This window comes from Paraburkholderia sp. J76, assembly GCF_905220295.1.
Classification (GTDB): domain Bacteria; phylum Pseudomonadota; class Gammaproteobacteria; order Burkholderiales; family Burkholderiaceae; genus Paraburkholderia.
On record NZ_CAJMZJ010000010.1, the window covers coordinates 11565 to 36038 of the forward strand.

Annotated in this window: 12 protein-coding genes; all 12 read left to right on the plus strand. The window is 66.0% G+C overall.

The features are described from left to right. Positions 1-211 precede the first annotated feature (211 nt). Positions 212-9943 (plus strand): YDG domain-containing protein, encoded by a 9732-nt coding sequence (locus tag U5768_RS19535; RefSeq protein WP_322032045.1) that lies wholly within the window; start codon positions 212-214, stop codon positions 9941-9943. A gap of 65 nt (positions 9944-10008) precedes the next feature. Then, positions 10009-11709: a ShlB/FhaC/HecB family hemolysin secretion/activation protein gene (locus U5768_RS19540; protein ID WP_322032046.1), complete on the plus strand. Its 1701-nt coding sequence runs from the start codon at positions 10009-10011 to the stop codon at positions 11707-11709. Between the two features lie 68 nt (positions 11710-11777). Next, positions 11778-12149 carry a response regulator gene (locus U5768_RS19545; protein WP_322032047.1) on the plus strand — a complete coding sequence of 124 codons (372 nt, stop codon included), beginning with the start codon at positions 11778-11780 and terminating at the stop codon, positions 12147-12149. A gap of 150 nt (positions 12150-12299) precedes the next feature. Then, complete coding sequence (locus U5768_RS19550) at positions 12300-14189, plus strand: SPFH domain-containing protein (protein WP_322032048.1); 1890 nt, start codon at positions 12300-12302, stop codon at positions 14187-14189. A gap of 54 nt (positions 14190-14243) precedes the next feature. Beyond that, complete coding sequence (locus U5768_RS19555) at positions 14244-14822, plus strand: SPFH domain-containing protein (protein WP_322032049.1); 579 nt, start codon at positions 14244-14246, stop codon at positions 14820-14822. An 18-nt stretch (positions 14823-14840) separates the two neighbouring features. Then, the gene (locus U5768_RS19560) at positions 14841-15287 is read left to right on the plus strand and encodes a hypothetical protein (protein WP_322032050.1); all 447 of its coding nucleotides are present in this window, start codon (positions 14841-14843) and stop codon (positions 15285-15287) included. A gap of 63 nt (positions 15288-15350) precedes the next feature. Further along, entirely contained in the window at positions 15351-16427 is a 1077-nt protein-coding gene (locus U5768_RS19565) for an SPFH domain-containing protein (RefSeq protein WP_322032051.1), read from the plus strand. 113 nt (positions 16428-16540) lie between these two features. Then, positions 16541-18475 carry a cation-translocating P-type ATPase gene (locus tag U5768_RS19570; RefSeq protein WP_322032052.1) on the plus strand — a complete coding sequence of 645 codons (1935 nt, stop codon included), beginning with the start codon at positions 16541-16543 and terminating at the stop codon, positions 18473-18475. Between the two features lie 40 nt (positions 18476-18515). Beyond that, complete coding sequence (locus U5768_RS19575; RefSeq protein WP_415913940.1) at positions 18516-20489, plus strand: alkyl/aryl-sulfatase; 1974 nt, start codon at positions 18516-18518, stop codon at positions 20487-20489. A 99-nt stretch (positions 20490-20588) separates the two neighbouring features. After that, positions 20589-21503, plus strand: a complete 915-nt coding sequence (locus U5768_RS19580) for a hypothetical protein (RefSeq protein ID WP_322032054.1) — start codon at positions 20589-20591, stop codon at positions 21501-21503. A 185-nt stretch (positions 21504-21688) separates the two neighbouring features. Next, positions 21689-22375, plus strand: coding sequence for a response regulator transcription factor (locus tag U5768_RS19585; protein WP_322032259.1), 687 nt, complete (start codon positions 21689-21691; stop codon positions 22373-22375). Between the two features lie 168 nt (positions 22376-22543). After that, positions 22544-24460 carry an ATP-binding protein gene (locus U5768_RS19590; protein WP_322032055.1) on the plus strand — a complete coding sequence of 639 codons (1917 nt, stop codon included), beginning with the start codon at positions 22544-22546 and terminating at the stop codon, positions 24458-24460. The last annotated feature ends 14 nt before the right edge of the window (positions 24461-24474 follow it).

Here is a 24474-nt window from a genome sequence, read left to right on the forward strand (position 1 = left end):
TGCACGGGAATCCAGTATGTGAGCGGCGACTGCGTTCCGCTATCGGTAGTAGGGGCAAAAGGATTGCCCTCAAGGGCAATCGGGCGCGGCCCGCGTTCATCGCCCGGCGCTCGCCCGGCGATGACCGTATGCAATCGTTCCTTGCCCGAAGGGGCAACGGCGGTTGCCCCGAGTCCCTATGGAAATTCCTGGCTGAACTTACGAAACTTTCGTGGTGAACCCCTATGCTGTGCGGTTCGAGCGCAGCAAACCGGTCTGGACTGTCACACCTGGCAGCGCAGCGTCCGTGGACGCGCATTCGCGTCGATCCACGCAGGGCGTGAGCGCGGGGTGTTCCTCGCCGACGATGGACGACGCCATGAACCACATCTACCGGCTGTGCTGGAATCGGTCCCTCAGGCAATGGGTCGTCGCATCCGAACTCGCAAGCCGGCGCGCGGGCCGAGGCGCATGCCGCGCAGGCAGAGGCGTTCGCCGCGCCGTTGCGATCCTCGCCGGCGGCGCGCCTTTCCTGTGGATGAGTCTTGCGTACGCGGCGGGCGGACCCAGCGGCGGCCAGATCGTTTCGGGTGTCGGGTCGATCCAGCAGTCGGGCGCGATTACGACAATCCAGCAGGGCAGCCCGACGCTGCAACTGAACTGGCAAAGTTTTAACGTGGGCGCGGCCCAGACGGTGAATTTCGTCCAGCCGGGCAGCAGCGCGCTCGCGGTCAACCGCATTCTCGGAAGCACGCCGAGCGCCGTGCTCGGCAAGCTCAACGCCAACGGCCAGGTCTGGCTCGTCAATCCGAACGGCGTGCTGTTCGGGCCGTCCGCGCGCGTGAACGTCGGCGGCATCGTGGCCTCCACGCTCGACGTCGATCCCGCCAGTCCCGGCAGCAACTCGCGGCGCTTCAGCGGCAACGGGCAGGGCAGCGTCGTCAACGAGGGCACGATCACGGCGGCCGACGGCGGTTATGTCGTACTCCTTGGCAATCGCGTATCCAACCAGGGCGTCGTTAGCGCGCGGCTCGGCACCATCGCGCTCGCGGGCGCGAGCGCGGCGACCCTCACGTTCGACGGTTCGCGGCTCGTCCACATTCAGGTGGATGCGAGCACGCTCAATACGCTCGCCGAAAACCGGCAGCTTCTGGTGGCCGACGGCGGCCAGGTGATCATGACCGCCGGCGCGAAAGACACGCTGCTTGCCAGCGCCGTGAACAATACGGGCAAGATCCGCGCGCAGACTGTCGAGGACCACGAGGGCAAGATCGTGCTGCTGGGCGGCATGGAGGCGGGGCAGGTGAACGTGGGCGGCACGCTCGACGCGAGCGCGCCCAACGGCGGCAACGGCGGCTCGATCGAAACGTCGGCCGCGCATTTCAGCATTGCGCCCGACACGCGCATCACGGCGGCGGCGCCCTATGGGCGCGCGGGTACGTGGCTCGTGGATCCGACCGATCTCACCATCGACACCAATGCGGCGACGCAGATTTCGAACACGCTGAACGGCGGCACGAACGTCGTCGAGCAGACCACCGCGTCGGGCACGACCGGCGCAGGCGTGCAGTCGCCGGGTGCGGGCGACATCAACGTCAACGCGGCCATCGGCTGGACCAACGCGGCCGCGAGCCTCACGCTCGAGGCGCTCAACGCGATCTACGTGAACGCGCCCGTGACTGGCGCGGGCGCCGTCACCATGCAGGCGGGCGCGGGCAACCTGACGATCGCGGCGGGCGCGTCCGTGACGGGCGGGGCGGGCGTCGTGCTCGCGACGAAGGCCAACTTCGTGAACAACGCGGGCAGCTCGGCCGTGAGCACGGGAACCTCGGCGCCGTGGCTCGTCTACTCGACCGACCCGAGGCGAGACACGGCGGGCGGCCTCACGCCCGCGTATGTCCAGTACAACGCGCCTTACGGGACCACCGGCACCACGCCGGCGGCATCCGGCAACGGCTTTCTCTACAGCCTCGCGCCCACCATCACGCTGACCGGCCTCACGGGCAGCGTGAGCAAGGTCTACGACGGCACGACGGTCGCGGATCTCACCAACGCGAACTTGCAGACCACCGGGCTCGTGAACGGCGACGTCGTTGCGAGCGCAACGGGCGCCTATGCCACGTCGAACGCGGGAACCGGCATTACGGTGAATTCGCCGACGACGTTTGCGGGCGTGGTCATCCACACCTCAAGCGGCATTACCGCCTACGGCTACCAGGCGAAAGGCACGGCCTCGGCCGAAATCGGCACGATCACGCCCGCGCCGCTCACGGTCAGCATCGTCAACGATCCGACCAAGGTGTACGACGGCACGACGTCGGCGCCGCTCACGGCCAGCAACTATCGCTTCACGGGCTTCGTGGCAGGCCAGGGCGCGAGCGTGAATCAGGCCAGCTCCGTTTCGTATGCGAGCGCCGACGCGGGCAGCGGGATTCCCGTCAATGCGTCTTTCACGTCGACCAATTTCGTCGCGAGCAGCGGCACGAATCTCGCGAACTACACGCTGCCCGTTTCGGCCACGGGCACGGGCACCATCACGCCCGCGTCGCTGCTCGTGAGCGGGCTCATCGCCAGCAACAAGGTGTACGACGGCACGCGCGCCGCCACGCTCAACACGAGCGGCGCCTCGCTCTTCGGCGTGATCAGTTCGGACAGCGGGCAGGTTTCGCTCGACGCGAGCGGCGCGAGCGGCGCGTTTGTTACCCCCAACGTGGGGAACCACATTTCCGTGGTGCCCTCGGGCCTCGTGCTCACGGGCGCGAAGGCGGGCGATTACCAGATTTCGCTGCCCACGTATCTCGCCGCGAACATCACGCCGAAGTCCGTGACGATTACCGGCGTGAGCGCGAACGACAAGGTCTACGACGCCACCACGACAGCGGCGCTCAACCTGGGCGGCGCGACGATCACGGGCGTCGTGCCCTCGGACACCGGCAACGTGTCGCTCTCCACGAGCGCAGCCACGGGCGCGTTCAGCCAGTCCGACGTCGGCAACAACCTGGCCGTTTCCGTCAACGGCATGAAGCTCACGGGCTCGGCGGCGGGCAACTATTCCGTGACCGGCATTTCCGGCCTCACCGCGAATATCACGCCCGCGCCGCTCACGATCACGTTCCTGGGCTCGCCGACCAAGGTGTACGACGGCAGCGCCAATGCCACGCTGAATCAGGATAACTACACGATTTCCGGATTCGTGGGCGGCCAGAGCGCCACCATCGGGCAGGCCTCGGCGAGCTATGCCACGCCGAATGCGGGAACGGGCATTACGGTCACGGCGGTGCTCACGCCGTCGGATTTCGTGCCGGCAGCCGGCACGAAAATGTCGAATTACACGTTCCCGGGTTCGGTCATTTCGCCGACTGGGGTCATCACGCCCGCGCCGGTCGAAGTCAACATCGTCAACAATCCGACCAAGGTCTTCGACGGCACGACCACGGCCTTCCTCGGCCCCGACAATTACGAGGTGCTCGGCGCGATTCCCGGCGAATCGATCAGCCTGAATCCGTATCCGCCGACCGGCGACTACGCGACGCGCAACGTGGGTTACCAGGGCGTGAGCACGACGCTGCCCGCGGGCGACTTCCAGGCGGGCCCGAATACGCTGCTGTCCAACTACGCGCTGCCGACTGTGGCATCGGGCATGGGCACGATCGTGCCGCGGCCTGTCAGCGGCGGCCTGAGCGCATCGATCACCGATAATCCGTCGAAGACTTACGACGGCAACACGATCGCCACGATTCCCGCGAGCGATTTCACGTTCAGCGGCTTCGTGGGCACGGACAGCGCGACGGTTTCGCACACGATAACCGGCCAGTACGCGACGAAGAATGCGGGTTCGCAGGCCGTGACGGCGGCGCTGGCGGCGGCGGATCTCACGCCCGGCGCCGGCACGGACCTGAGCGATTACTCGTTTCCGGTGACGGCCTACGGGACCGGCACCATTCTTCCGGCCCAGCTCACGGTCGCCGTGATCGGCCTGCCGAGGAAGGTGTACAACGGCGACACGATCGCGCGCGTGACCAGCAGCAACCTGCAGGCTATCGGCTTCGTGAGCGGCGAGGGCGCGAGCGTCACGCCGACCGCGCAATTCAACTACGCGACGGCGAACGCGGGCAACTGGATCGTGAGCGGATCGCTCGTGCCCGGCAACTACACCGCCAATAGCGGCACGCTGCTCAGCAATTACCTGTTGCCCACGACGGCCTCGGGGCCGGGCATCATCACGCCCGCGCCGCTTTACATCATCAATGCCTACGCGACCAACAAGGTCTACGACACGACGACCGCCGACACGCTCAACGTGAGCAGCGCCTCGCTCTCGGGCGTGGTGCCTTCCGATGCGGGCAATGTCACGCTCAACACGTCCACCACGGGCACGTTCGCGCAGGCCAACGTCGGCAACAATATCGCCGTGACGGCGAGCGGCTTCAGCATTTCGGGCAGTGCGGCGGCCAACTATACGCTGCAGCCGCTCGCGGGGCTGAGCGCGAACATCTCGCCCGCGCAGCTTGTCGTGAACGGCGCCGTGGCGAACAACAAGGTGTACGACAGCACGACCGCGGCCACGATCAACAGCAGCGGCGCGACGCTAACGGGCGTGCTGGGCAGCGACAACGTCACGCTGGCCTCGGGCAGCGCGGCGGGCCAGTTCGCCACGGCGAACGCAGGCACGAACCTGCAGGTCACCGCGAGCGGCTTCACGCTGGCCGGCGCGCAGGCAGGCAATTACACCGTGCAGCAGCCTCAGAACCTGTTCGCCGACATCACGCCCGCGCCGCTCGCGGTCACCATCACCGGCAATCCGGTCAAGCAATACGACGGCACGAAGTCGGTCACGCTCGGCGCGTCGGACTTCACGATTACGGGCTTCGTGGGGACCCAGAGCGCCACGGTCACGCAAACGGCCGCGAGCGGCTACCAGTCGCCCAACGTCGGCACGCACGTGGGCGTCAGCGCGACGCTCGAACCTTCGGACTACTCAGCGGCGCTCGGCACGAACCTGTCGAATTACGCGCTGCCCACGGAGGCGACCGGCACGCTCGGCGAGATCACGGCGAAGGTCATCAATCTCACCGGCACGCGCATGTACGACGCCACGACCGGCGCCGATGCAAGCCTGTTCTCGAGCGGCGGCGTGGTCAACGGCGTGAACGGCGAAACGCTGAGCCTGACCGGCGCCGGCACGCTGACCAGCAAGAACGTGGGCAGGCAGGTGCCGTTCTCGAATCTCGGCACGCTGGCGCTCGGCAACGGTTCCAACGGCGGTCTTGCGAGCAATTACACGCTGCTGGGCGGCACCGACTGGGTCACCATCACGGCTGCGCAACTCACCGTGCTCAATACGATCGCGCTCGACAAGGTCTACGACGGCACGAGGACGGCGACCTTGCAGAACGCGCTGCTGAGCGGCGTGATCGGCGGCGACAGCGTGGCGCTCGGCAACGATACGACGGGCACCTTCAACACCAAGAACGTGGGCACGAACAAGCCGGTGGCGACGAGCATGACGATCTCGGGCACCGACGCGGCCAATTACACGCTGGTCCAGCCAACGGGCATCACCGCCAGTATCACGCCGCTGGCGGCAACGGTCACGGCTACCGGCATCGACAAGCAATACGACGGCACGACGGCGGCGCGGGTCAATCTGGGCAGTACCGCAGTTGTAGCGGGCGACCAGGTGAGCTTCAGCGACACGGCGGCGAACTTTTCGCAGTCCGACGTAGGCAACAACCTCGCGGTGCATGTGAGCGGCATTTCGGAGAGTGGCGCCGATGCGGCCAATTACACGTTCGCCAATACGACGGCGGACACCGTGGCCAGCATCACGCCGCGCGTGCTGAATCTGCAGGGCACGCGTGTGTACGACACCACGCCGAATGCAGCGGCCACGCTGTTCGGCTCGAACGGCACGCTGCAAGGCCAGAACGGCGAGACGCTCACGCTCAGCGGCACCGGGCAACTGAACAACAAGAACGTGGGCAATCAGAAACCGTTCGCCACGAACGGCCTGAGCGGCTACACGCTTACCGGCGACGGCTCGGCGAAGGCGAGCAACTATACGCTGGCGGGCGGCACCGACTGGGTGAGCGTCACGCCCGCGCAACTCTACGTGTACAACACGGTGGCGCAGGACAAGGTGTACGACGGCAACGCCAATGCGGTGCTGCAAGGCGCCACGCTCAACGGCGTGCTGGGCAGCGACAGCGTGACCCTGGGCAACGCGACCCAGGGCCGGTTCAACGACAAGAACGTGGGCACCGACAAGCCGGTGACCACGAGCATGACGATTTCGGGCACGGATGCGGGCAATTACACGCTCAATCAGCCCAGCGGCCTCTTCGCGAGCATCACGCCGCTCGGCGTTACGGTGGTCGCGACGGCCAGCAACAAGGTCTACGACGGCACCACGGCGGCAACCGTTAGGCTCAACAGCCCCGGCGTCGTGCCGGGCGACCAGGTGGTCTACAACGACCAGTCCGCGACGTTCGATACGAAGGATGTCGGCACGGGCAAGACGGTGACGGTTTCGGGCATCACCGAAACGGGCGCGGACGCGGGCAACTACACGTTCACGAATACGAGCGCGACCACTACGGCCAACATCACGCCGTTCGTGCTGAGCCTGCAGGGCACGCGCGTGTACGACGCCACGGCGAACGCGAACGCGAGCCTGTTCGGCAGCAACGGCACGCTGAGCGGCGCAAACAGCGAGACGCTGACGCTCTCCGGCACCGGCACGCTCGCGAGCAAGAACGTGAACCCGCAGCAGGCGTTTGCCGCCAATGGTCTTGCGGGCTTCACGCTCACCGGCAACAACGGCGCGCTGGCCAGCAACTATACGTTCGTGGGCGGCACCGACTGGGTCAACATCACGCCCGCCACGCTCACCGTGACCGGGACCACGGTGAACACGAAGGTCTACGACGCCACCACGAACGCCACGCTGAGCGGGGCGGCGCTTTCCGGCGTGCTCGGCGGCGACAGCGTCGCGCTCGGCAACGACACGACGGGCACGTTCGCGGACAAGAACGTGGGCACCGGCAAGGCGGTAGCGCCATCGACGATGACCATCAGCGGCACCGACGCCAGCAACTACGTGCTGACGCAGCCCACGGGGCTCACGGGCGACATCACGGCGCGCCCGATCGTCGTGGGCGCGAGCGCGCAAAACAAGACCTACGACGGCTCGACGGCCGCCACGGCCACGGTGGCCACGACCGGCGTGCTGGCCGGCGACACGGTGAACTTCGGTTTCGCGGGCGCGAACTTCGCCACGCCGAACGCGGGCAACGGCATTACCGTGACGGTGAACGGCATCACCGCGAGCGGCGCGGATGCGGCCAACTACGCGTACAACAGCTTCGCGACGACGACGGCGAACATTCTGCCGGTCGTGCTGAGCCTCACGGGCTCGCGTGCGTACGACGGCACGGCGGGTGCGGCGGCGAGCCTGTTCGGCACCAGCGGCGTGCTCGCGGGCGTGAACGGCGAAACGCTCACGCTTTCCGGCACCGGCACGCTCGCGACGAAGAACGCCGGCCCGCAGGTGCCGTTCGCGGCCAACGGCCTCGCGGGCTTCACGCTCACGGGCAACGGCGCGGCGCTCGCAGGCAACTACACGTTCGCGGGCGGAACGGACTGGGTGACCATCAACCCGCTCGCGGTATCGGTCAGCGCGACGGCCCAGAGCCGCTATTACAACGGCACCACCGACGCCACGGCGACGATCACCCCCAGCGGCGTGCTGGCGGGCGACCACGTGAATTTCGGCTTCGGCAGCGCGACTTTCGCCACGCCGAACGCGGGCAACGGCATTGCGGTCGCGGTGAACGGCATCACGGCGAGCGGCGCCGACGCGGGCAACTACACGTTCAACGCCAGCGCGACGACTGCCGCCGACATCTACCCCTACGTGCTGGTGCTGCAGGGCACGCGCATTTACGACGGCACGACGGGCGCGGCGGCGAGCCTGTTCGGCAACAACGGCGTACTCACGGGCGTGGACGGCGAAACGCTCACGCTCTCCGGCGCCGGCACGCTCGCGGGCAAGAACGTGAACGCGAAGCAGCCCTTCGCCGCCAACGGCCTGGCGGGCTTCACGCTTGCCGGAAACGGCGGCGCGCTCACCACCAATTACACGCTCGGCTCGGGCGTGGGCGACTCGGTCAACATCACGCCCAGGCCGGTGACGGTCGCGGCCACCGGCGAGAACAAGGTCTACGACGGCACGACGGCCGCGCAACTGGGCAGCTTCACCGTGACCGGCCTCGTGGCGGGCGACAACGCGTCGGTCGGCTACAACTCGGCCGACTTCGCCACGGCCAACGTCGGCCAGAACATTCCGATCTCGGTGGGCCTGTACGGCAACGGCACGGATATCGCCAACTACTCGTTCGGCAGCAAGGTCGTGACGACGAGCGCGGACATTACGCCGCGCGCGCTGACGATCACGGCCATCGCGCAGAACAAGACGTACGACGCGACCACCGCGGCAACGCTCAGCGGACTGACCGTGAGTGGACTTGTAGCGGGCGACACGGCCAGCTTCGCGGCAGGCAGCGCGAACTTCGCCACGCCGAACGCGGGCAACGGCATTCCGGTCAATGTGGCGGGCATCACCGGTACGGGCAGCGATCTCGGCAACTACACGTACAACACGTCGACAGTCGCGACGGCCGACATTTTCCCGTTCGTGCTGATCCTGAGGGGCACGCGCGTCTACAACGGCACGAACCAGGCGAGCGCGAACCTGTTCGGCAACAACGGCGTGCTAACCGGCGTGGACGGCCAGACGCTGACGCTTTCCGGCGAGGGCAATCTCGTGAATCAGGACGCCGGGCAGCAGAAGCCGTTCGCACCCGGCGCACTCAACGGGTTCAAGCTGACCGGCAACGGTTCGACGCTTGCCAGCAACTACACGTTGGCTGGCGGCGTCGATTGGGTCACCATCACGCCGCTTGCCGTCACCGTCACCGCGACGGGTAACAGCAAGGTCTACGACGGCACCACCGCAGCTTCGGTCGGCCTCGCGAGCAACGGCATTCTGGCCGGCGACAATGTGAGCTTCAGCGCGCAGTCGGCGAATTTCGTCACGCCGAATGCGGGCAGCGGCATTCCGGTTTTCGTGACGGGCATTACAGGCAGCGGCGCGGACGCCCGCAACTACACGTTCAACACGACGGCAAGCACGTCCGCCAATATCACGCCCGCCGTGCTCGATCTCACGGGCAGCCGCGTGTACGACGCGACGAACGGCGCGGCGGCGAGCCTGTTCGGCGCGAATGGCGTGCTGCATGGCGTGAACGGCGAAACGCTCACGCTCTCCGGCACCGGCACGCTCGCGACGAAGAACGTCGGCAGCCAGAATGCGTTCGCGCCGGGCGGCCTCGGCGGCTATACGCTAAGCGGCAACGGCGTCGCGCTCGCCGGCAACTACACGCTGGCGGGTGGCGTGGACTGGGTGACGGTCACGCCCGCGCCGCTGATCGTGGTGGACACGCTGACGAGCAACCGGACCTACAACGGCACCGTGCTCGATGCGCTTTCGGGCGCGACGCTTTCCGGCGTGCTCGGCCACGACAGCGTGACCTTGGGCAACGACACCGTGGGCTACTTCGACAATCCGTCGGTCGGTTTCCACAAGCCGGTGAGCACGGCGATGACGGCAAGCGGCGCCGACGCGGGCAACTATGTGCTCGTGCAACCATCGGGCCTGACCGCGGACATCATCACGCCCGTGGCTCCCGTGCCTTCCGGCGCGCTGGCGAGCGTGCAGGCGCCGCTCGGACCGGACGAGACGAGCACGCCGTACGGCACCGCCTCCGATTCCGCGCAGGGCGACTATGCGGGCAACCAGAAACAGGAAGACCACCCCAACGAGCGCAATGTGGCGCGCACGGATTTCCATTCGGGCCTCGCGCTCACCGTGCTCAACGGAGGGGTTCGGCTGCCCGCGAACTGAGACTTCCCGGCGCAGGAAAAAGACGACGCACGCGCGGCAAGCGCGACCTACGGCATCTTCATACCATGATCGAGATTCGCTCGAACCGGCTGCGCAAAACACGAATCCGCCTCGCCGTCGCGCTCGCCGGATCGGCTTTCGCGGCTCACGCGCAAGTGCGCGTGCCGTCGCCGCCGAACAGCGGCCAGTTGCTCCAGCAGGCGCCGCAGCCCTCGCTGCAGCCGCCGCCTTCGAACCTCGATCTCACGATCCAGCCGCCCAGAGGCGCGCCCGCGGACAACACGCGGACGTTCGCCGTGGTCAAGATCGAAATCACGGGCAATACGCAACTGCCTACCGAGCTGCTGCATGCGGTGGTGGCGTCGAGCGAAGGCAAAAATCTCACGCTGAGCGACCTGAACGCGCTCGCCGACAAGATCAGCGACGTCTATCACGAACACGGCTTCCCGCTCGCCACGGCCTATGTGCCCGCGCAGACGATCGAGAACGGCGTCGTGCGCATCGACGTGGCCGAGGCGCGCTACGGCGCGGTCTCGCTGAACAACCAGAGCCGCGTGTCGGACCGCGTGCTGAACAATACGCTCGCGGCGCTGCAGTCGGGGCAGCCGGTGAGCGAATTCCAGCTCGAACGCACGCTCTTGCTGATGCAGGACATTCCGGGCGCGGAGGTGAGTTCGACGCTGCGGCCGGGGCAACAGGTGGGCACGTCCGACCTGCTCGTCGACGTGACGCCCCAGCAGCGTTTCACCGGCGACGCGGGCGTGGACAACTTCGGCGATCCCTATAGCGGGCGCGTGCGAGGCAGCGGCGACCTGAACATCAACGGCGTGTTCAACCAGGGCGATCTGCTCGATTTCAGCGCGTTGACCTCGGGCCACGGCATGACCTATGGACGCATGGATTATCGCTATCTGCTCAACGGGCAGGGCACCACGCTCGGGGCCACGGTGTCGGGGCTCGACTATCACCTCGGCAACGACCTTTCCGATCTTCAGGCGCATGGTTCGGCCTTCGTCGGCGGCGTGGTGCTCGCGCAGCCGATCATCCGCAATACGCGCGGCAATCTTTACGGGCAGATCGAATACGACTTCCGCAGGCTCAACGACAACATCGATATCATAGGACTCCAGAACGATCGCCACACCAACAGCGTGACCACCACGCTCGCCGGCGATCAGATCGACTCCACGGGCGTGACCAATGCGCGCCTCGCGATGACTTACGGCGTGCTCGCGGCGAACAACTGGCAGACCGACCTTATCGACCAGCTCGGCGCGGACACGGCGGGTCATTACGTCAAGCTCTCGCTCTCACTGTCGCGCCTGCAGCAGTTCACGCGCAGCGACGCGCTGTACTTCGGCTTTTCCGGGCAAACGTCGAGCAAGAACCTCGACACCTCCGAGCAGTTCTACCTGGGCGGTCCCGATAGCGTGCGCGGCTACGACGTGGGCGTGCTGTCCGGCTCGCGCGGCTATCTCGCCACCGTCGAGTACCGCCACGACGCTACGTTCCAGAACATACCGGGCATCTGGCAGTTTTCCGTCTTCGTCGATACGGGGTGGGTGCAGCAGTACAAGAACCCGTTCGTTCCGGGGCCGAACACCGGACAGTTGAGCAGCGCCGGTTTCGGCGTGCAGTGGAACGGACCGTACAAGCTCTTGCTCAGCGCGAGCGTGGCGTTCCCGTTTGGGCGCACGCCGGAAATACTGAGCGCCAATGCCAATACTTCCGTGCACTGCTGGGTGCAGTTGCGCAAGTCGTTCTAGCAGTGCAGCGGCGAAACCGGGATGACACCCGGCCAGCCTCCAACAGGATGGCGCATGAAGGGTGGCGCATGAATGGAAACGCACATCTGATCGTGATTCTCGAGGATGACGCCAGCTTGCGCCGTGCGCTCGATCGTTTGTTGCGGCACTCGGGATTCAATACACGGTCGTTCCGGTCCGCGGAAGATGCCGATGCTTCCGGGTGGGCGTCGTCCGCGCACTGTCTGATTCTCGATGTTCATTTGCCGGGCGCCTCTGGGCCCGAATTCTACGGAACCCTGGTCATTCCGCGCCCGCCCGCGGTATTCACGACGGCCTACGACGGGTCGGCGACCCGGCGCGCCGTGCGCAGCATCGGGGACTACCCGCTGCTAACCAAGCCCTTTACGGGCGAAGCGCTTCTCGACGCTGTACGGCAGGCGTTGAGCAAGAACGGCTGACGAACGGGATTCGCCCGTACCGTTCGATTGCCCGAAGGGGAAATTCGAGTTGCCCCGAGTACCTATAGCGGACGGCTGCATACCGTACGACACTCTGCTATGAGCTGTTGCGCCTCGACTGTTCGTGTGAACCGTATGGGGAAACGGATAATGCAACGTCACGAAAACGGTACGTATGACCGCAGCGAGCAGGATGCACGCGTGTTCGCGCGCGTGGCCGTCGTCAGCTTGCTGCTGGGCGTCGTGTTCGGCGTCGCTGTGTGCTGGCGGGCAACCTGGGCGGAGTTCCGCTGGGTCGCGCCCGCGGGCGCGGCTGCGGTGAATGTCTTTCTCGTCGCGTGGGGCGCGTGGCTGGGCGCCCGCGCGCCGGTGCGCCATGAGGATCGTGCGAAAGCGACGCGCTTTTCGCCCTGGCGAAGGCGATACGCATTCGTACGGATCGTGCCGGCGAGTGTCCGCGCGATCCGTCCATGGCCGTGGGCCGTGCTCGTTGGGTCCGCGCTTTCCCTGGCGCTATGCGTCTCGACTTTTCCTGTTTTCGAGCGAAGGGCTCACGCCACGACGCCAATCGCTTCGCACTCCGTGGCGATTGCCTGTGGCGTCATGCTGGCGCTCGCGTTCGTCACGCTCGTGACGGAACGTTTCTTCGCGGCGCGCGCGGGCGAAAGCCGCGCGCCGCGTGTGCTGACCGCCGCGCTGCGCGCCGCGCTTGCCGTGTTCCTCGGCGCGGCGGCGTGCGCCGCGCTATACGCGTGGGCGGGTGTGGACGCGCGCTGGCTTGCCTTCATCGTCGCGATCCTGCCCGCGGCGATAGCGGCGGAGCATGCCCTGCGCAGCGTCCTCGCGTGGTTTGCCCCGCCGGCGACATTGCGCACGCCCTTGCAACTCGTCGACAGCGCGCTCGCGCAATGCCTGATGCAGCGCCCGGCCTCGCCCGCCGAAATGGGCGCGGCGCTTCGCCATCGCTACGGCATCGATCTGCGGCAAAGCTGGGTGGTCCATAGCACCTTGAAGATGCTGCCGGCGGCGTGCGCGACGCTCGTCGCGTGCGCGTGGCTGCTGACCGGCGTGACGATTCTTCGGCCCGATCAGCGCGCGGTGTACGAGCGCTTCGGCGCGCCCGTGGCCGTGTGGCAGCCTGGATTGCATGTCGGCTTGCCCTGGCCGTTCGGCGCGCGCCGCTTACTCGACAATGGCGCGGTGCGCCAGATCGTGATCTCCGGGACGACCGACGAGGCGCGCGGCGACGCGAGCCCATCGATTCCCGCCGACGCACGCGCGCCGGAGCAGTTGAACCGGCTCTGGGACGTCGCGCATCAATGGGAGACGACCCAGGTCATCGCGGGCGGCACCGGCCGTCAGCAGAATTTCGAAACGGTGAGCGCCGACGTGCGGCTCGATTATCGCGTCGGCCCAGGCGACGCCGACGCGCGCGCCGCGCTGTATCGCACGAGCGACATGGCCGCGATGCTGCGCGCCATCGCGAGCCGCGAGGTCGTGCGCTATCTCTCGTCCCACACGCTGGATGCGCTTGTCGAAGCTCGCCAGACCGTCATCGCGGAGCGGTTGCGCGGCGCCATCCAGCAGCGGCTCGACACGCTCGGCAGCGGCATCGAAGTCGTTGCCGTGGTGATCGAGAGCGTGCACCCACCGGCTGGCGCGTCGGCTGCCTGGCATGGCGTTCAGGCCGCGCAGATTCGCGCGAAGGCAAGCGTCGCCGAGGCACGGGGGCTTGCGGCGGGCGTGCTGGGCGACGCCGCGCAAACGGCCCATGCCACGGTGGCTGCCGCGAGCGCGGCGGCGGCGGAAACGCTTGGCGCGGCCAACGTTCAGCAGACCACCTTCGCGGCGGACGTCGCGGCGGCGCAAGCCGGGGGAGGCGCATTCGCATTCGAATACTACCTGCGCAATCTCGCCCGCGGGCTGCAGAACGCCAACCTCACGGTGATCGACGATCGCCTCGTGGCGGGCAACCGCGCGACCATCGATCTGCGCGCGTACAACGCAGGCGACGCCGCGGGAGCCAAACGCCTGTATTGAGCGGCCCGCGCCGCCCGTTGACGGCCACCCGCTTTCATTCTTGTGGAGCAGACCTTGAGCGGCTCACATCTTCACCTGCATCATGACCATGCGGGGCACGCGCATCATCATCACTCGCATGGCGGGATGCGGGGCAGCGGCAAGGGCTTTGCGTGGCGTGTCGCGCTTGCGGCGCTGTGCGTGGCGGTCGCGCTTGCCGCCGCAAGCCTCGTGCAGGTGCGCGAGGGCGAGGGCGCTCTCGTCACGCGCTTTGGCGAACCCGTGCGGATCGTTCTCGAACCGGGCCTCGCCTGGCGCCTGCCCGCGCCGATCGAAGCGACCGTGCCTGTCGATCTGCGCTTGCACACGACGTCGAGCGGCTTGCAGGACGTGGGCACACGCGACGGTTTGCGCATTCTCGTGCAGGCCTGGGTGGCGTGGCGCGTGCCCGCCAACGACGCCGACGTAAGCCGCTTCGTGCGCGCCGTGCGCAACGAACCCGACGAAGCCGCGCGCCAGATCCGTTCGTTGCTGGGCTCCGCGTTGCAGACGACGACATCGGGCTTCGATCTCGCCACGCTGGTCAACACCAATGCGCATGATGTGAGGATCGAGGCGTACGAGGACGAACTGCGCAAGCAGATCGACGCGTAGATTTACTCGACCTACGGCGTGCACGCCGTGCAGGTGGGTCTGGAGCGCCTGACGCTGCCCGCCGCCACGCTGTCGGCCACGGTCGAGCGCATGCGCGCGGAACGCGAGACGGTGGCGGCGGAACGCACGGCGCAAGGCAAGCGCGAGGCGGCCCAGATTCGCTCCGACGCGGACCGCGACGCGCGTATCGAGGTGGCCGACGCGACCGCGCAGGCGGCCAGCATCGAAGCACAATCGCGGCGCGACGCGGCGGCGATCTACGGCAAGAGTTACGCGGGCAATCCGCAGCTCTACACGATGCTGCGTTCGCTCGACACGCTTTCCACGGTCGTCAACGCCAACACGAATCTGATCGTGCGCACCGATGCCGCGCCGTTCCGCGTGCTCGTACAGGGCCCGGCCGGCCTCGACGGCGGTGCGCGCGCCGAGCGTGCCGAATCCGTCAACGGGCGCCGCACGCGATGAGCACCGCCGCGCTCGACGCCCGCCAGGCCGCGCGCCCCCGGCCCCGCCGCGCAGGCGGTGCGCATGGGCTTCTGGTTTCTGGTTGCGCTCGCAACGATAGCGGCCATTGCATGGGGCGTTTCAAACGTCAAGCGCGTTCCGCCGGATAGCCAGGCCGTGGTGATGCGCTTCGGAAAGTTCGTCCGCATGCGCAGCGCGGGATTGTTGCTTGCGTGGCCGCGTCCGTTCGAAACGGTCGTGCTTCTGCCAGGCCCCGCGCGCGTGCTCGAACAGCGTATCGCCTCGCTCGACCGTGACGCGCGCGCCCGCGCGCTCGACCCCGCGCCGAACGCGCCGCCCACCGACACGACGCTGCCGTTCAACGACATGTCTTCGTGGGGCTTTCACCCGGACGCCGCGATGGGGACGAACGGCACGCCGTTTTCGGACGCGCTCGCGGGCTCCGGTTACGTGCTCACCGGCGACACGGCGGTCGTGCAACTCGGCGCAACGCTTTACTACCGCGTGACTTCGCCGTACGACTATGCGGTTCAGCAACCGCTGCTCGCGCCCGCGCTGGAACGGCTGACGGCATCCGCGGTTGCGGAAGTGAGTGCTTCGCGCGACCTGGACGCCATCCTGGTTGCGCGTCCCGAGTTGCTTTCAGGCGACTCGCGGATGGCCGCTCAGCGCGAACAGTTGCGCGACGATATCGCCCGCGCGGTCGAGCGGCGCCTGCAGTTGCTTGAAGCGCATCACGCCGGGCTGGGCATCGAGGTCTCGCGCGTGGACGTTCAGGCAAACGTGCCCGCGGCGGCGGTCGATGCGTTCAATTCGGTGCTCAGCTCCTTGCAAACGGCGCAACGCAATATCGCGGACGCGCGCACGGCGGCGGAAACCACACGCCAGGACGCCCAGCAGCACGCCGACCAGATCCTCCAGAGCGCGCGAGCGAACGCGACCGAACGCGTCGCGACGGCCCAGGCGCAAACGCAGACCATCCTGCAACTCGAAGCGCCGCTTGACGCCAACAGCGACCGTGGATTGCTGGCGCGAACGTATCGCGACCGCATCCAGCAGATTCTCGCCAGAGCGGGGCACGTGACGACGATCGATCCCTACGACACATCGAGCCTCGTACTTCCGGGAAAGACTCCGTGAACGCAAACGCCGATTCCTTCGCATGCCAAACCGTCGCGCCCCCTCATGAGCCCTCTCACGAGCCCGCTCCCTCACCCGATGCGCGCGGGGACGAGACGCAGGCCCACGCCGGCATGACGCACGGGCCCGGCATTGCGCTCGCACCCGCCGAGCGCCGCGCCATCTCGCGCCGCATCGCGCTGGCGCTCGCGGCGGCGGGGCTGCTGATCCTGTCGTTCGCGTGGCGCTACGTGCCGGGCCAGGCGGGGGAGTTTCCGGAGGTGCTCGCCGGGGTGGCTTCGGTGCTCGTCGCGGGGCCGGTGTTCGCGAGCGCGTGGCATAGCCTCCGGTATCCGAGCCTGCATGGCGTCACCGACCGGTTGATCGCGCTCGCCATGCTCGCCGCCTGGGCGACGGGCGACATGACAACCGCCGCGTTGCTGCCTGTCGTGATGACCTTTGGACACGCCCTGGAAGAACGCAGCGTGCTCGGCTCGCAGGAAGCGATCCGCGCGCTCGCGCGGCTTTCGGCCACGCATGCGCGCCGCGTGAAGCCGGACGGCGGCGTGGAGGAGGTGGCCGCCGAAGCGCTCGCGCGCGGCGACTTGCTGGAGGTGGCGGCGGGCGCGCGCATCGCGGCGGACGGCGTCGTGACCGCGGGCCGTTCCTCCGTCGACAACGGCGCGATCAGCGGCGAATCGCTGCCGCAGGACGTCAAGCCCGGCGACGAGGTCTATGGCGGCGCGATGAATCTGGATGGCGCGCTGCGCATCCGCGTGACGCGCGTCGGGCAGCAGTCCACGCTCGGCAAGATCGTGGCGCTGCTCGAACACGCGGAGCGCGCCAAGCCGCCCGTGACCGAGGCGCTGGAGCGCTACATGGGCGGCTATCTGGCGCTCGTGCTGATTTGCGCGGCGCTCGTGTGGTTCGTTTCCACCAACCCCGCGACGATGCTCGCCGTGGTTGTCGCCGCGTGCCCTTGCGCGCTCGTGCTCGCGGCGCCCGCCACCGCGGTCGCGGGCATCGCCGCGGGCGCGCCCCACGGACTGCTGCTGCGCAACGCGGCGTTTCTCGACCGCGTGGCGGACCTCGATACGCTCATCATCGATAAAACCGGCACGCTCACGCATGGCGAACTGCGTATCGTCGATGTCGAACTGGCCACGCATGCCGACGCCGCGCAAACCTTCGCGCTAGCCGCGCAACTGAGCCGGGGCAGTACGCATCCGGTGAGCCGCGCATTGCAGCGCTATACGAAGGATCGCGGCTACCTGCCGGCCGGCGAGGAGGCCACGCGCGAGCTGGGCGGGCTGGGTGTCGTGGCGCAGACCGGGCACGGGCTCGCGGTATTCGGCCGCGAAGCGCTGCTGCGCGAGCACGTGCTGGGGCTTTGCGCGCCCGCATCGCGGCACGACGGGCCGCTCGCGGGTATCGCGCTCGACGGAAAACTGCTCGCATGGTTCGCGTTCGCCGATGCGCTGCGGCCCGAGGCGGCCGAGGCGCTCGAGCAGTTGCGCGCGCTCGGCCTCACGCGCCAAACGTTGCTCACCGGCGATCGCGAGCGCGTCGCGCGCAAGGTCGCCGCGCAGCTCGGTATCGACGAGATCGTTGCCGACGCCTTGCCGCACGACAAGCTCGATTTCGTGAAGCGGGCGCTTGCCGAGGGGCGACGCCCGCTGGTGGTCGGCGATGGCATCAACGACGTGCTGGCGATCAAGGCTGCCGCGACGAGCATCGCCATTGGCGGGCGCGGCGTCGATATTGCCGTGGCGAGCGCCGATGTCGTTCTGCTCGGCGACGACCTGCGGCGTATTCCGGCCTGCGTGAAGCTCGGCCGTTTGTGCCGCCGGACTGCCGCGGTCAATGCCGTCATCGGTGTCGTGTGGACGGCCGTGGTCATCGCAATCGCGGCGCTTGGCCTGGCGGACGCCGTATGGATCGCAGTCCTGCACAATCTGGGCACCTTCGTCGTACTCGCCAACGCGGGCAGGCTGCTTCGCTTCTTCGAGCCGGGCGGCGAGCCCGCTGCGCCTTCGTCCACGCCTCAGGTATCCAACCGCAACATCTGAAAACGAAAACGACGTCGTCTTAACCGCTCCAATCACGAGGATGCCAATGAAAGCCAAGCTCATCACGCCGCTCGCCGTTATCCCGCTCTGCCTCGGAGCCGCGTTCGCCGCGGACGGCACCAAAGACGCCACCCCCTCTACGCAGCAGGCCAACGCGGATCTGCTCAAGACGCTGCCGATGAGCGATCGTCAGGACTACGAAGACGCCCAGCGCGGGTTTATCGCGACGTTGCCCAACATCAGCGTGAAGGGTCCCGACGGCAAGGTTGTCTGGACGCTCGACGGCTACCAGTTCCTGCAAACGCAGAACGCGCCCGCGACGGTCAATCCGAGCCTGTGGCGCAACGCCCAGTTGAACATGAACAACGGCCTCTACAAGGTCACGGACGGCATCTACCAGATTCGCGGCTTCGACCTGTCCGACATGACGATCGTTGAAACGGATCACGGCGTCATCGTCATCGACCCGCTGATTTCCGCGGAAGTCGCCAAGGCGGGGCTCGATCTTTATTATCAGCATCGCCCGAAAAAGCCCGTGGTCGCCGTGATTTATACGCACAGCCACGTCGATCACTATGGCGGTGTGAAGGGCGTCGTGAACGAAGCCGACGTGAAAGCCGGCAAGGTGAAGATTTACGCGCCCGAAGGGTTCCTCGAAGAAGCCGTGAGCGAAAACGTGTTCGCCGGCAATGCCATGAGCCGCCGCGCGATCTACATGTACGGCTCCCTCCTGCCGCGCGACGCGAAGGGGCAGGTGGACGGCGGCCTCGGCAAGACCACGTCGAACGGCACCGTCACGTTGATCCCGCCCACGGACATCATTCACAAGACCGGCGAACGGCACACGATCGACGGCCTGGAAGTGGTGTTCCAGATGGCGCCCGGAACGGAAGCGCCGGCGGAGATGCTGTTCTATTTCCCGAAATACAAGGCGCTGTGCGCGGCGGAAGACGCCACCCACACGCTGCACAACCTCTATACGCTGCGCGGCGCGCAGGTGCGCGACGCCAACAAATGGTGGCAGGCGCTCGACACGACCATCGACATGTTCGGCCCGCAGGTTCAGGTTGTGTTCGCGTCGCACCACTGGCCGATGTGGGAGAACGCGCGCATCAACGATTACCTTGCCAAGCAGCGTGATACGTACAAGTTCGTTCACGACCAGTCGCTGCGCCTGTTGAACATGGGCTATACGATGGACGAGATCGGCGACATGGTGAAACTGCCGCCGAGCCTCGACAAGGAGTGGTACAACCACGGCTACTACGGCACCGTGGTCCACGATGCGAAGGCCGTTTATCAGCGGTATATGGGCTGGTACAGCGGTAATCCGGCGGATCTGCACCCGCTGCCGCCCGTGGACACGGCGAAGCGGACCATGGATTTCATGGGCGGTGTGCCCGCCGTCATCACCAAAGCGCGCGACGCGTATGGCAAGGGCGATTACCGCTGGGTGGCCCAGGTGATGAATCTGGCTGTCTATGCCGACCCGAACAATCAGGAAGCGAAGAATCTCGAAGCCGATGCGCTCGAACAACTCGGCTATCAGTCCGAAGCCGGTCCCTGGCGCGACGTCTACCTGATGGGCGCCTATGAACTGCGTAACGGCATTCCCAAGATTCCGGCGGTTCAGACCGCCAGTCCGGACACGATTCGCGCGATGACGCCGGAAATGGCGCTCGAATTCCTTTCGATGCACATCGATGGAGACAAGGCCGACGGCAAGAAGATTTCGGTCAACTGGATTTTCCCCGACCTGCATAAGGAGTACGCGGTTCACCTCGAAAATTCCGTGCTTATTTATAACGAAGGGAAGCAGGACCCGAGTCCGGACGTCACGCTCACCATGCCGAAGTCGAGCCTCGACAACATCATGTTGCACCAGACCAATCTCGACAAGGAGGTGCAGGCCGGGCGCGCGAAAGTGGATGGCGACCGGGGCAAGATTTCGGAACTGCTTTCGCTCACCGACAGCTTCAATCCGTTGTTCCCGATCGTAACGCCGCGTCCCTGACCTGCGCGCTCCATCGGCATCATGGAAGCTCAGTCATGCAGACGATGTCGAGGGCCGCGGCGCGCGGCGACGGCTGCACTGCTAACTATTACGGCCGCGTTGATCTCGCCGGTCGCGGCCTTCGCGCAATCGTCGTCGGGACCGACTTTCACCGGTCCCGACGTGCAGAAGCGCGCGAACGCGGTGCTCGCCCTGCTGTCGTACACCGTCACGCCAGACCTCTCCGCGAGTTCGCTGTCCATTCGCAACGCGGAGACCGCGAATCCTTCGTTGAACATGACGCAGTTCGGCGGCGGCTTTACGTTGAGTCCGGGTTTTCCGCTCTATCTCGAAGGCGCATTGGGCGGATCGCGCTACGACCCGACCTTTGTTGCTTCGGACGGCCAGGTGGAACGCCAGTTGCCGACCCGCTGGACGAATGTGGCGGCAACGGGCGGCATAGGATGGGACTTTCCGTTGAACGAGAAAAAGGATCTCGTGATTCGGCCAATCTTTAATATCTCGCTCGGCGAGGTATTCAGCGACGCGAGCGCCGCGCAATTCCTCGTTAATCGCAAAACGGATCGAAACATCGATTTCATTCGTAATGGTTCGCTCAACGCCTATGGAGTCGGCGGCTCGCTGATGATCGGCTGGTATCCGCGCATGGAGCCCTACGAATTCGATCTCGAGCTGCGATATACAGACATTTTCCTGCAGAGCTTTGGTTCCTCCAGTGCGGTTCGCGGGCATGCAAACGCCGAGTCGACGAACCTTTACGCGCGCTGGCGCGCACCGACGGGCCTGCTGGCGCTCAACCGGCCGCTGCGATACGTGCTCGAACTTTCCCACTCGACTTACCTGGGCAGCCAGGCGGACGTTCTTGGCTTCAATCAACTGACGTCGTTAGGCGTGGGTCTCGAAATCGACACCGGCGCGGTGACGAAGCTCTTTTCCCGCTTGCGCGTCGTCGCGCGGTATGCGTTCGGGCGCGATATCACGGGCGCGTCGCTCGGCATCGCGCTTAGCTTTTGAATCGGTCGACTCAGGTTTCCGATTCCATATCGATGTCCCCTCGGGTCGCGCGCTGAATTATGGTGAAATGTTTGCATATACCACGGCGAATGCAATGGGCCGGCATTCAGCAGGCCAGGCGCAGTTAGCAAACAGAAAGTTGTGAAAATTGCTATAACCTTTTCCATGTTCCCTCATTGACTGAAATGGCGAATGAGGGCACGGAATCGGTAGATCGAATACGGATCCATTTATCGAAATGGAGTCTTATCGTGAATAGCAATTCCACGAAAACGATTCACGTTGTCGAAGACGATGCCTCCATGCGGTTGGCATTAAAACGACTTCTTGAAAGCGCGGGTTATTCGGTTCGCGCTTATGCTTCTGCGGGAGAATTTCTCGTTAGCGAACCTGGCGAGTGGGCGGGTTGCCTGCTGGTCGATCTGGAACTGGGCGGCCCGAGCGGCCTTGACCTTCAGCAGACGCTGCGGCGCCAGCCATGCGCGCTTCCGGTCGTATTCATGAGCGCATATAGCGACGTTCCCAAAACCGTACAGGCCATGAAGGCCGGCGCCGTGGATTTTCTCGTCAAGCCGTTCGAGCGCCAAAAATTGCTGGAGGCGCTGGAAGCGGCGCTCGACCTGATCGTGGCCGAGCCGCAAGCGCGTCCCGCGCCCTCGCGCGCACCCGCATCCGGGATCGCCCTGGGCGAGCGTGAGCGCACTGTCCTGAGAGGCATCGTGGCTGGCCGGCTCAACAAACAGATCGCTGCCGATCTGGGTTTATCGGAGCGCACGATCAAAAGCTGCCGCGCGGAACTCATGCGCAAGGTCGGCGCGGGATCGCTCGCCGAGCTGCTCCGTCGAACGGAAGGGTTGTCGCTTGCAGTGTAGAACGCCGGGCGCGCCGGTATCGCGCAGCAGGGCGTTTCCGGAACAACTTATGCTTCCCCCGGCATAACTTCAATGGTGGAGACAGCATTGCCGCGCGTGCTGCAACGAGACATAGCGATACATGTTTGCAGAGAACTATTGTCCGCCTCGTTCGAGGTATTCCGTGGGATGTTAGCGATCCTGATCGATTGCCATGGAATCGGCGGACGGCGCTTTCGCGGTTTATTGGTTGCTTCGTTTTTGCTGACCGCCTCCACGGCTTCGCTGGCGGCGGAACCCGCGCGCGTGGTGATTCTCACCGGCACCGATCCGATCCAGCCCGCCGCGCTGGTGCAGATCAGGGCAATCAGAAGCATTCTGGATTCGTCCTCGCCGCACGGCGCGGAAGTCTTTCTCGAGGCGCTAGACGGCTTTCGCTTCGGCGCGGCCGATCTCACACCCGAATTCCTCGCATTGATGCGCAAGAAGTATGCGGATCAGCGTGTCGATCTGGTCGTGGGAATAGGCAACCACGCCGCCGATTTCGCATTGGACTACCATGCGCAGCTATGGCCCGGCGCGCCCGTGCTGTTGACCAGTGTGCCCGAAAGATGGTTCGCGCAACGCACGCTCCCCGTGGGATTCGCTCACGTGCCGTTTCCCATCGACGTGACGAAGACGCTCGCCATCGCGGAGAATCTTCAGCGGGATGCGCATCGACTCGTAGTGGTCGGAGGCACGAGCGACGTCGACTATTCTTTCATGGACGGCGTCGTCGCGGCCGCGGCAACGCGCGCGGGCCGGTGGACTTCGGTCGAAGTGTGGAGGGGGCTGTCGCTAAACGAGATCGAGCAGCGGCTCTCGCGCCTTGACACGCGCACGGCAGTGGTCTACACGACGATGTACCGGGATCGCGACGGTCATCGTTTCTTCCCGTACCAACTCGTGCCGGGCCTCGTGGCCGCGTCGGGCGCGCCGATCTACGCGTGGTACGCGACCTATCTCGAAGGCGGCGTGACCGCGGGAGCCATGTACGACTTCGAGGAAAACGGGCGCCTGACCGCGGATGCGGCGTTGTCCATCCTGCGCAATGGCGGCAACGTACAAGGGCTCGTCATTCCGTCGTTGCCCGCCCGCTGCACGGCCAACGTGACACAACTCGAGCGATATGGCCTTTCCACTTCTGCATTGCCCGCCGATTGCCGGTTGATCAATTTTCCGCGCTCGATTTTTCGCGAGTATCGCGGCGTGGTGCTGGGCGCGCTGGCGGTCATTCTGGCGCAGGCCATCACCATTGTTGCGTTGCTCGCGCAACGCCGCCATCGGCGGCTAGCGGAAGCCGACGCCACCGCGCGCCGTGGGGAACTCGCGCGGGCCGCGCGTTTTGCAACGGTGGGTGAATTGAGCGCTTCGATCGCGCATGAGGTGGGGCAGCCGCTGGGTGCGATTCTGAGCAATGCGGATGCAGCGGAGTTGCTGATCAAGGCCGCGCATGTGGATGGCACGGAACTCGAAGAAATTCTTTCCGACGTCAAGCGCGATGCATTGCGGGCCAACGACGTGGTACAGCGTCTGCGCAGTTTGCTGCAGAAGCAGGGCGTCGTCTTCGCGCCGCTGCCGCTGGATAGCACCTTGCAATTCGCGCTCAAGCTGATCGCCCCGGAAGCGAAGCGGCGCAACATCGTCGTGGAGACGAAATTCGATGCTGAGGATGCCGAAATAATGGGCGATCCCGTGCAGCTCCAGCAAGTCATGCTCAACCTTGCGATCAACGCCATGGACGCGATGCAGGACACCGACCCATCCAGCCGCGTGCTGACCCTTGCCACGAGGCGCGTGGCCGATGACGTCGAATTCTCCGTGTCCGACCGCGGCAGCGGCTTCGGCGCCAGCGTGCGGCGCCTCTTCGAGCCGTTCTACACGACCAAGCCGCACGGGATGGGATTGGGCTTGTCCATTGTCCGCTCGATCGTCGAAGCCCATCACGGGCATGTCGATGTGGCAAGACGCCAGGGCGGCGGCACGGAATTCATCGTCCGGCTACCCCGTTTGAACGAGTTGGCCGATACGGCGAACGCAGGTGTCGGCGCACCGCTTCGTTCGTGACGCACGGCCATGTG

What these genes read in the sequence shown, in the direction of transcription:
- U5768_RS19565 (WP_322032051.1), top strand. Translation starts at nt 15,351, where the DNA reads ATGGGCTTCTGGTTTCTGGTTGCGCTCGCAACGATAGCGGCCATTGCA.
- U5768_RS19540 (WP_322032046.1), top strand. Translation starts at nt 10,009, where the DNA reads ATGATCGAGATTCGCTCGAACCGGCTGCGCAAAACACGAATCCGCCTC.
- U5768_RS19545 (WP_322032047.1), top strand. Translation starts at nt 11,778, where the DNA reads ATGAATGGAAACGCACATCTGATCGTGATTCTCGAGGATGACGCCAGC.
- U5768_RS19590 (WP_322032055.1), top strand. Translation starts at nt 22,544, where the DNA reads ATGTTAGCGATCCTGATCGATTGCCATGGAATCGGCGGACGGCGCTTT.
- U5768_RS19585 (WP_322032259.1), top strand. Translation starts at nt 21,689, where the DNA reads ATGGCGAATGAGGGCACGGAATCGGTAGATCGAATACGGATCCATTTA.
- U5768_RS19570 (WP_322032052.1), top strand. Translation starts at nt 16,541, where the DNA reads ATGACGCACGGGCCCGGCATTGCGCTCGCACCCGCCGAGCGCCGCGCC.
- U5768_RS19575 (WP_415913940.1), top strand. Translation starts at nt 18,516, where the DNA reads ATGCCAATGAAAGCCAAGCTCATCACGCCGCTCGCCGTTATCCCGCTC.
- U5768_RS19550 (WP_322032048.1), top strand. Translation starts at nt 12,300, where the DNA reads ATGCAACGTCACGAAAACGGTACGTATGACCGCAGCGAGCAGGATGCA.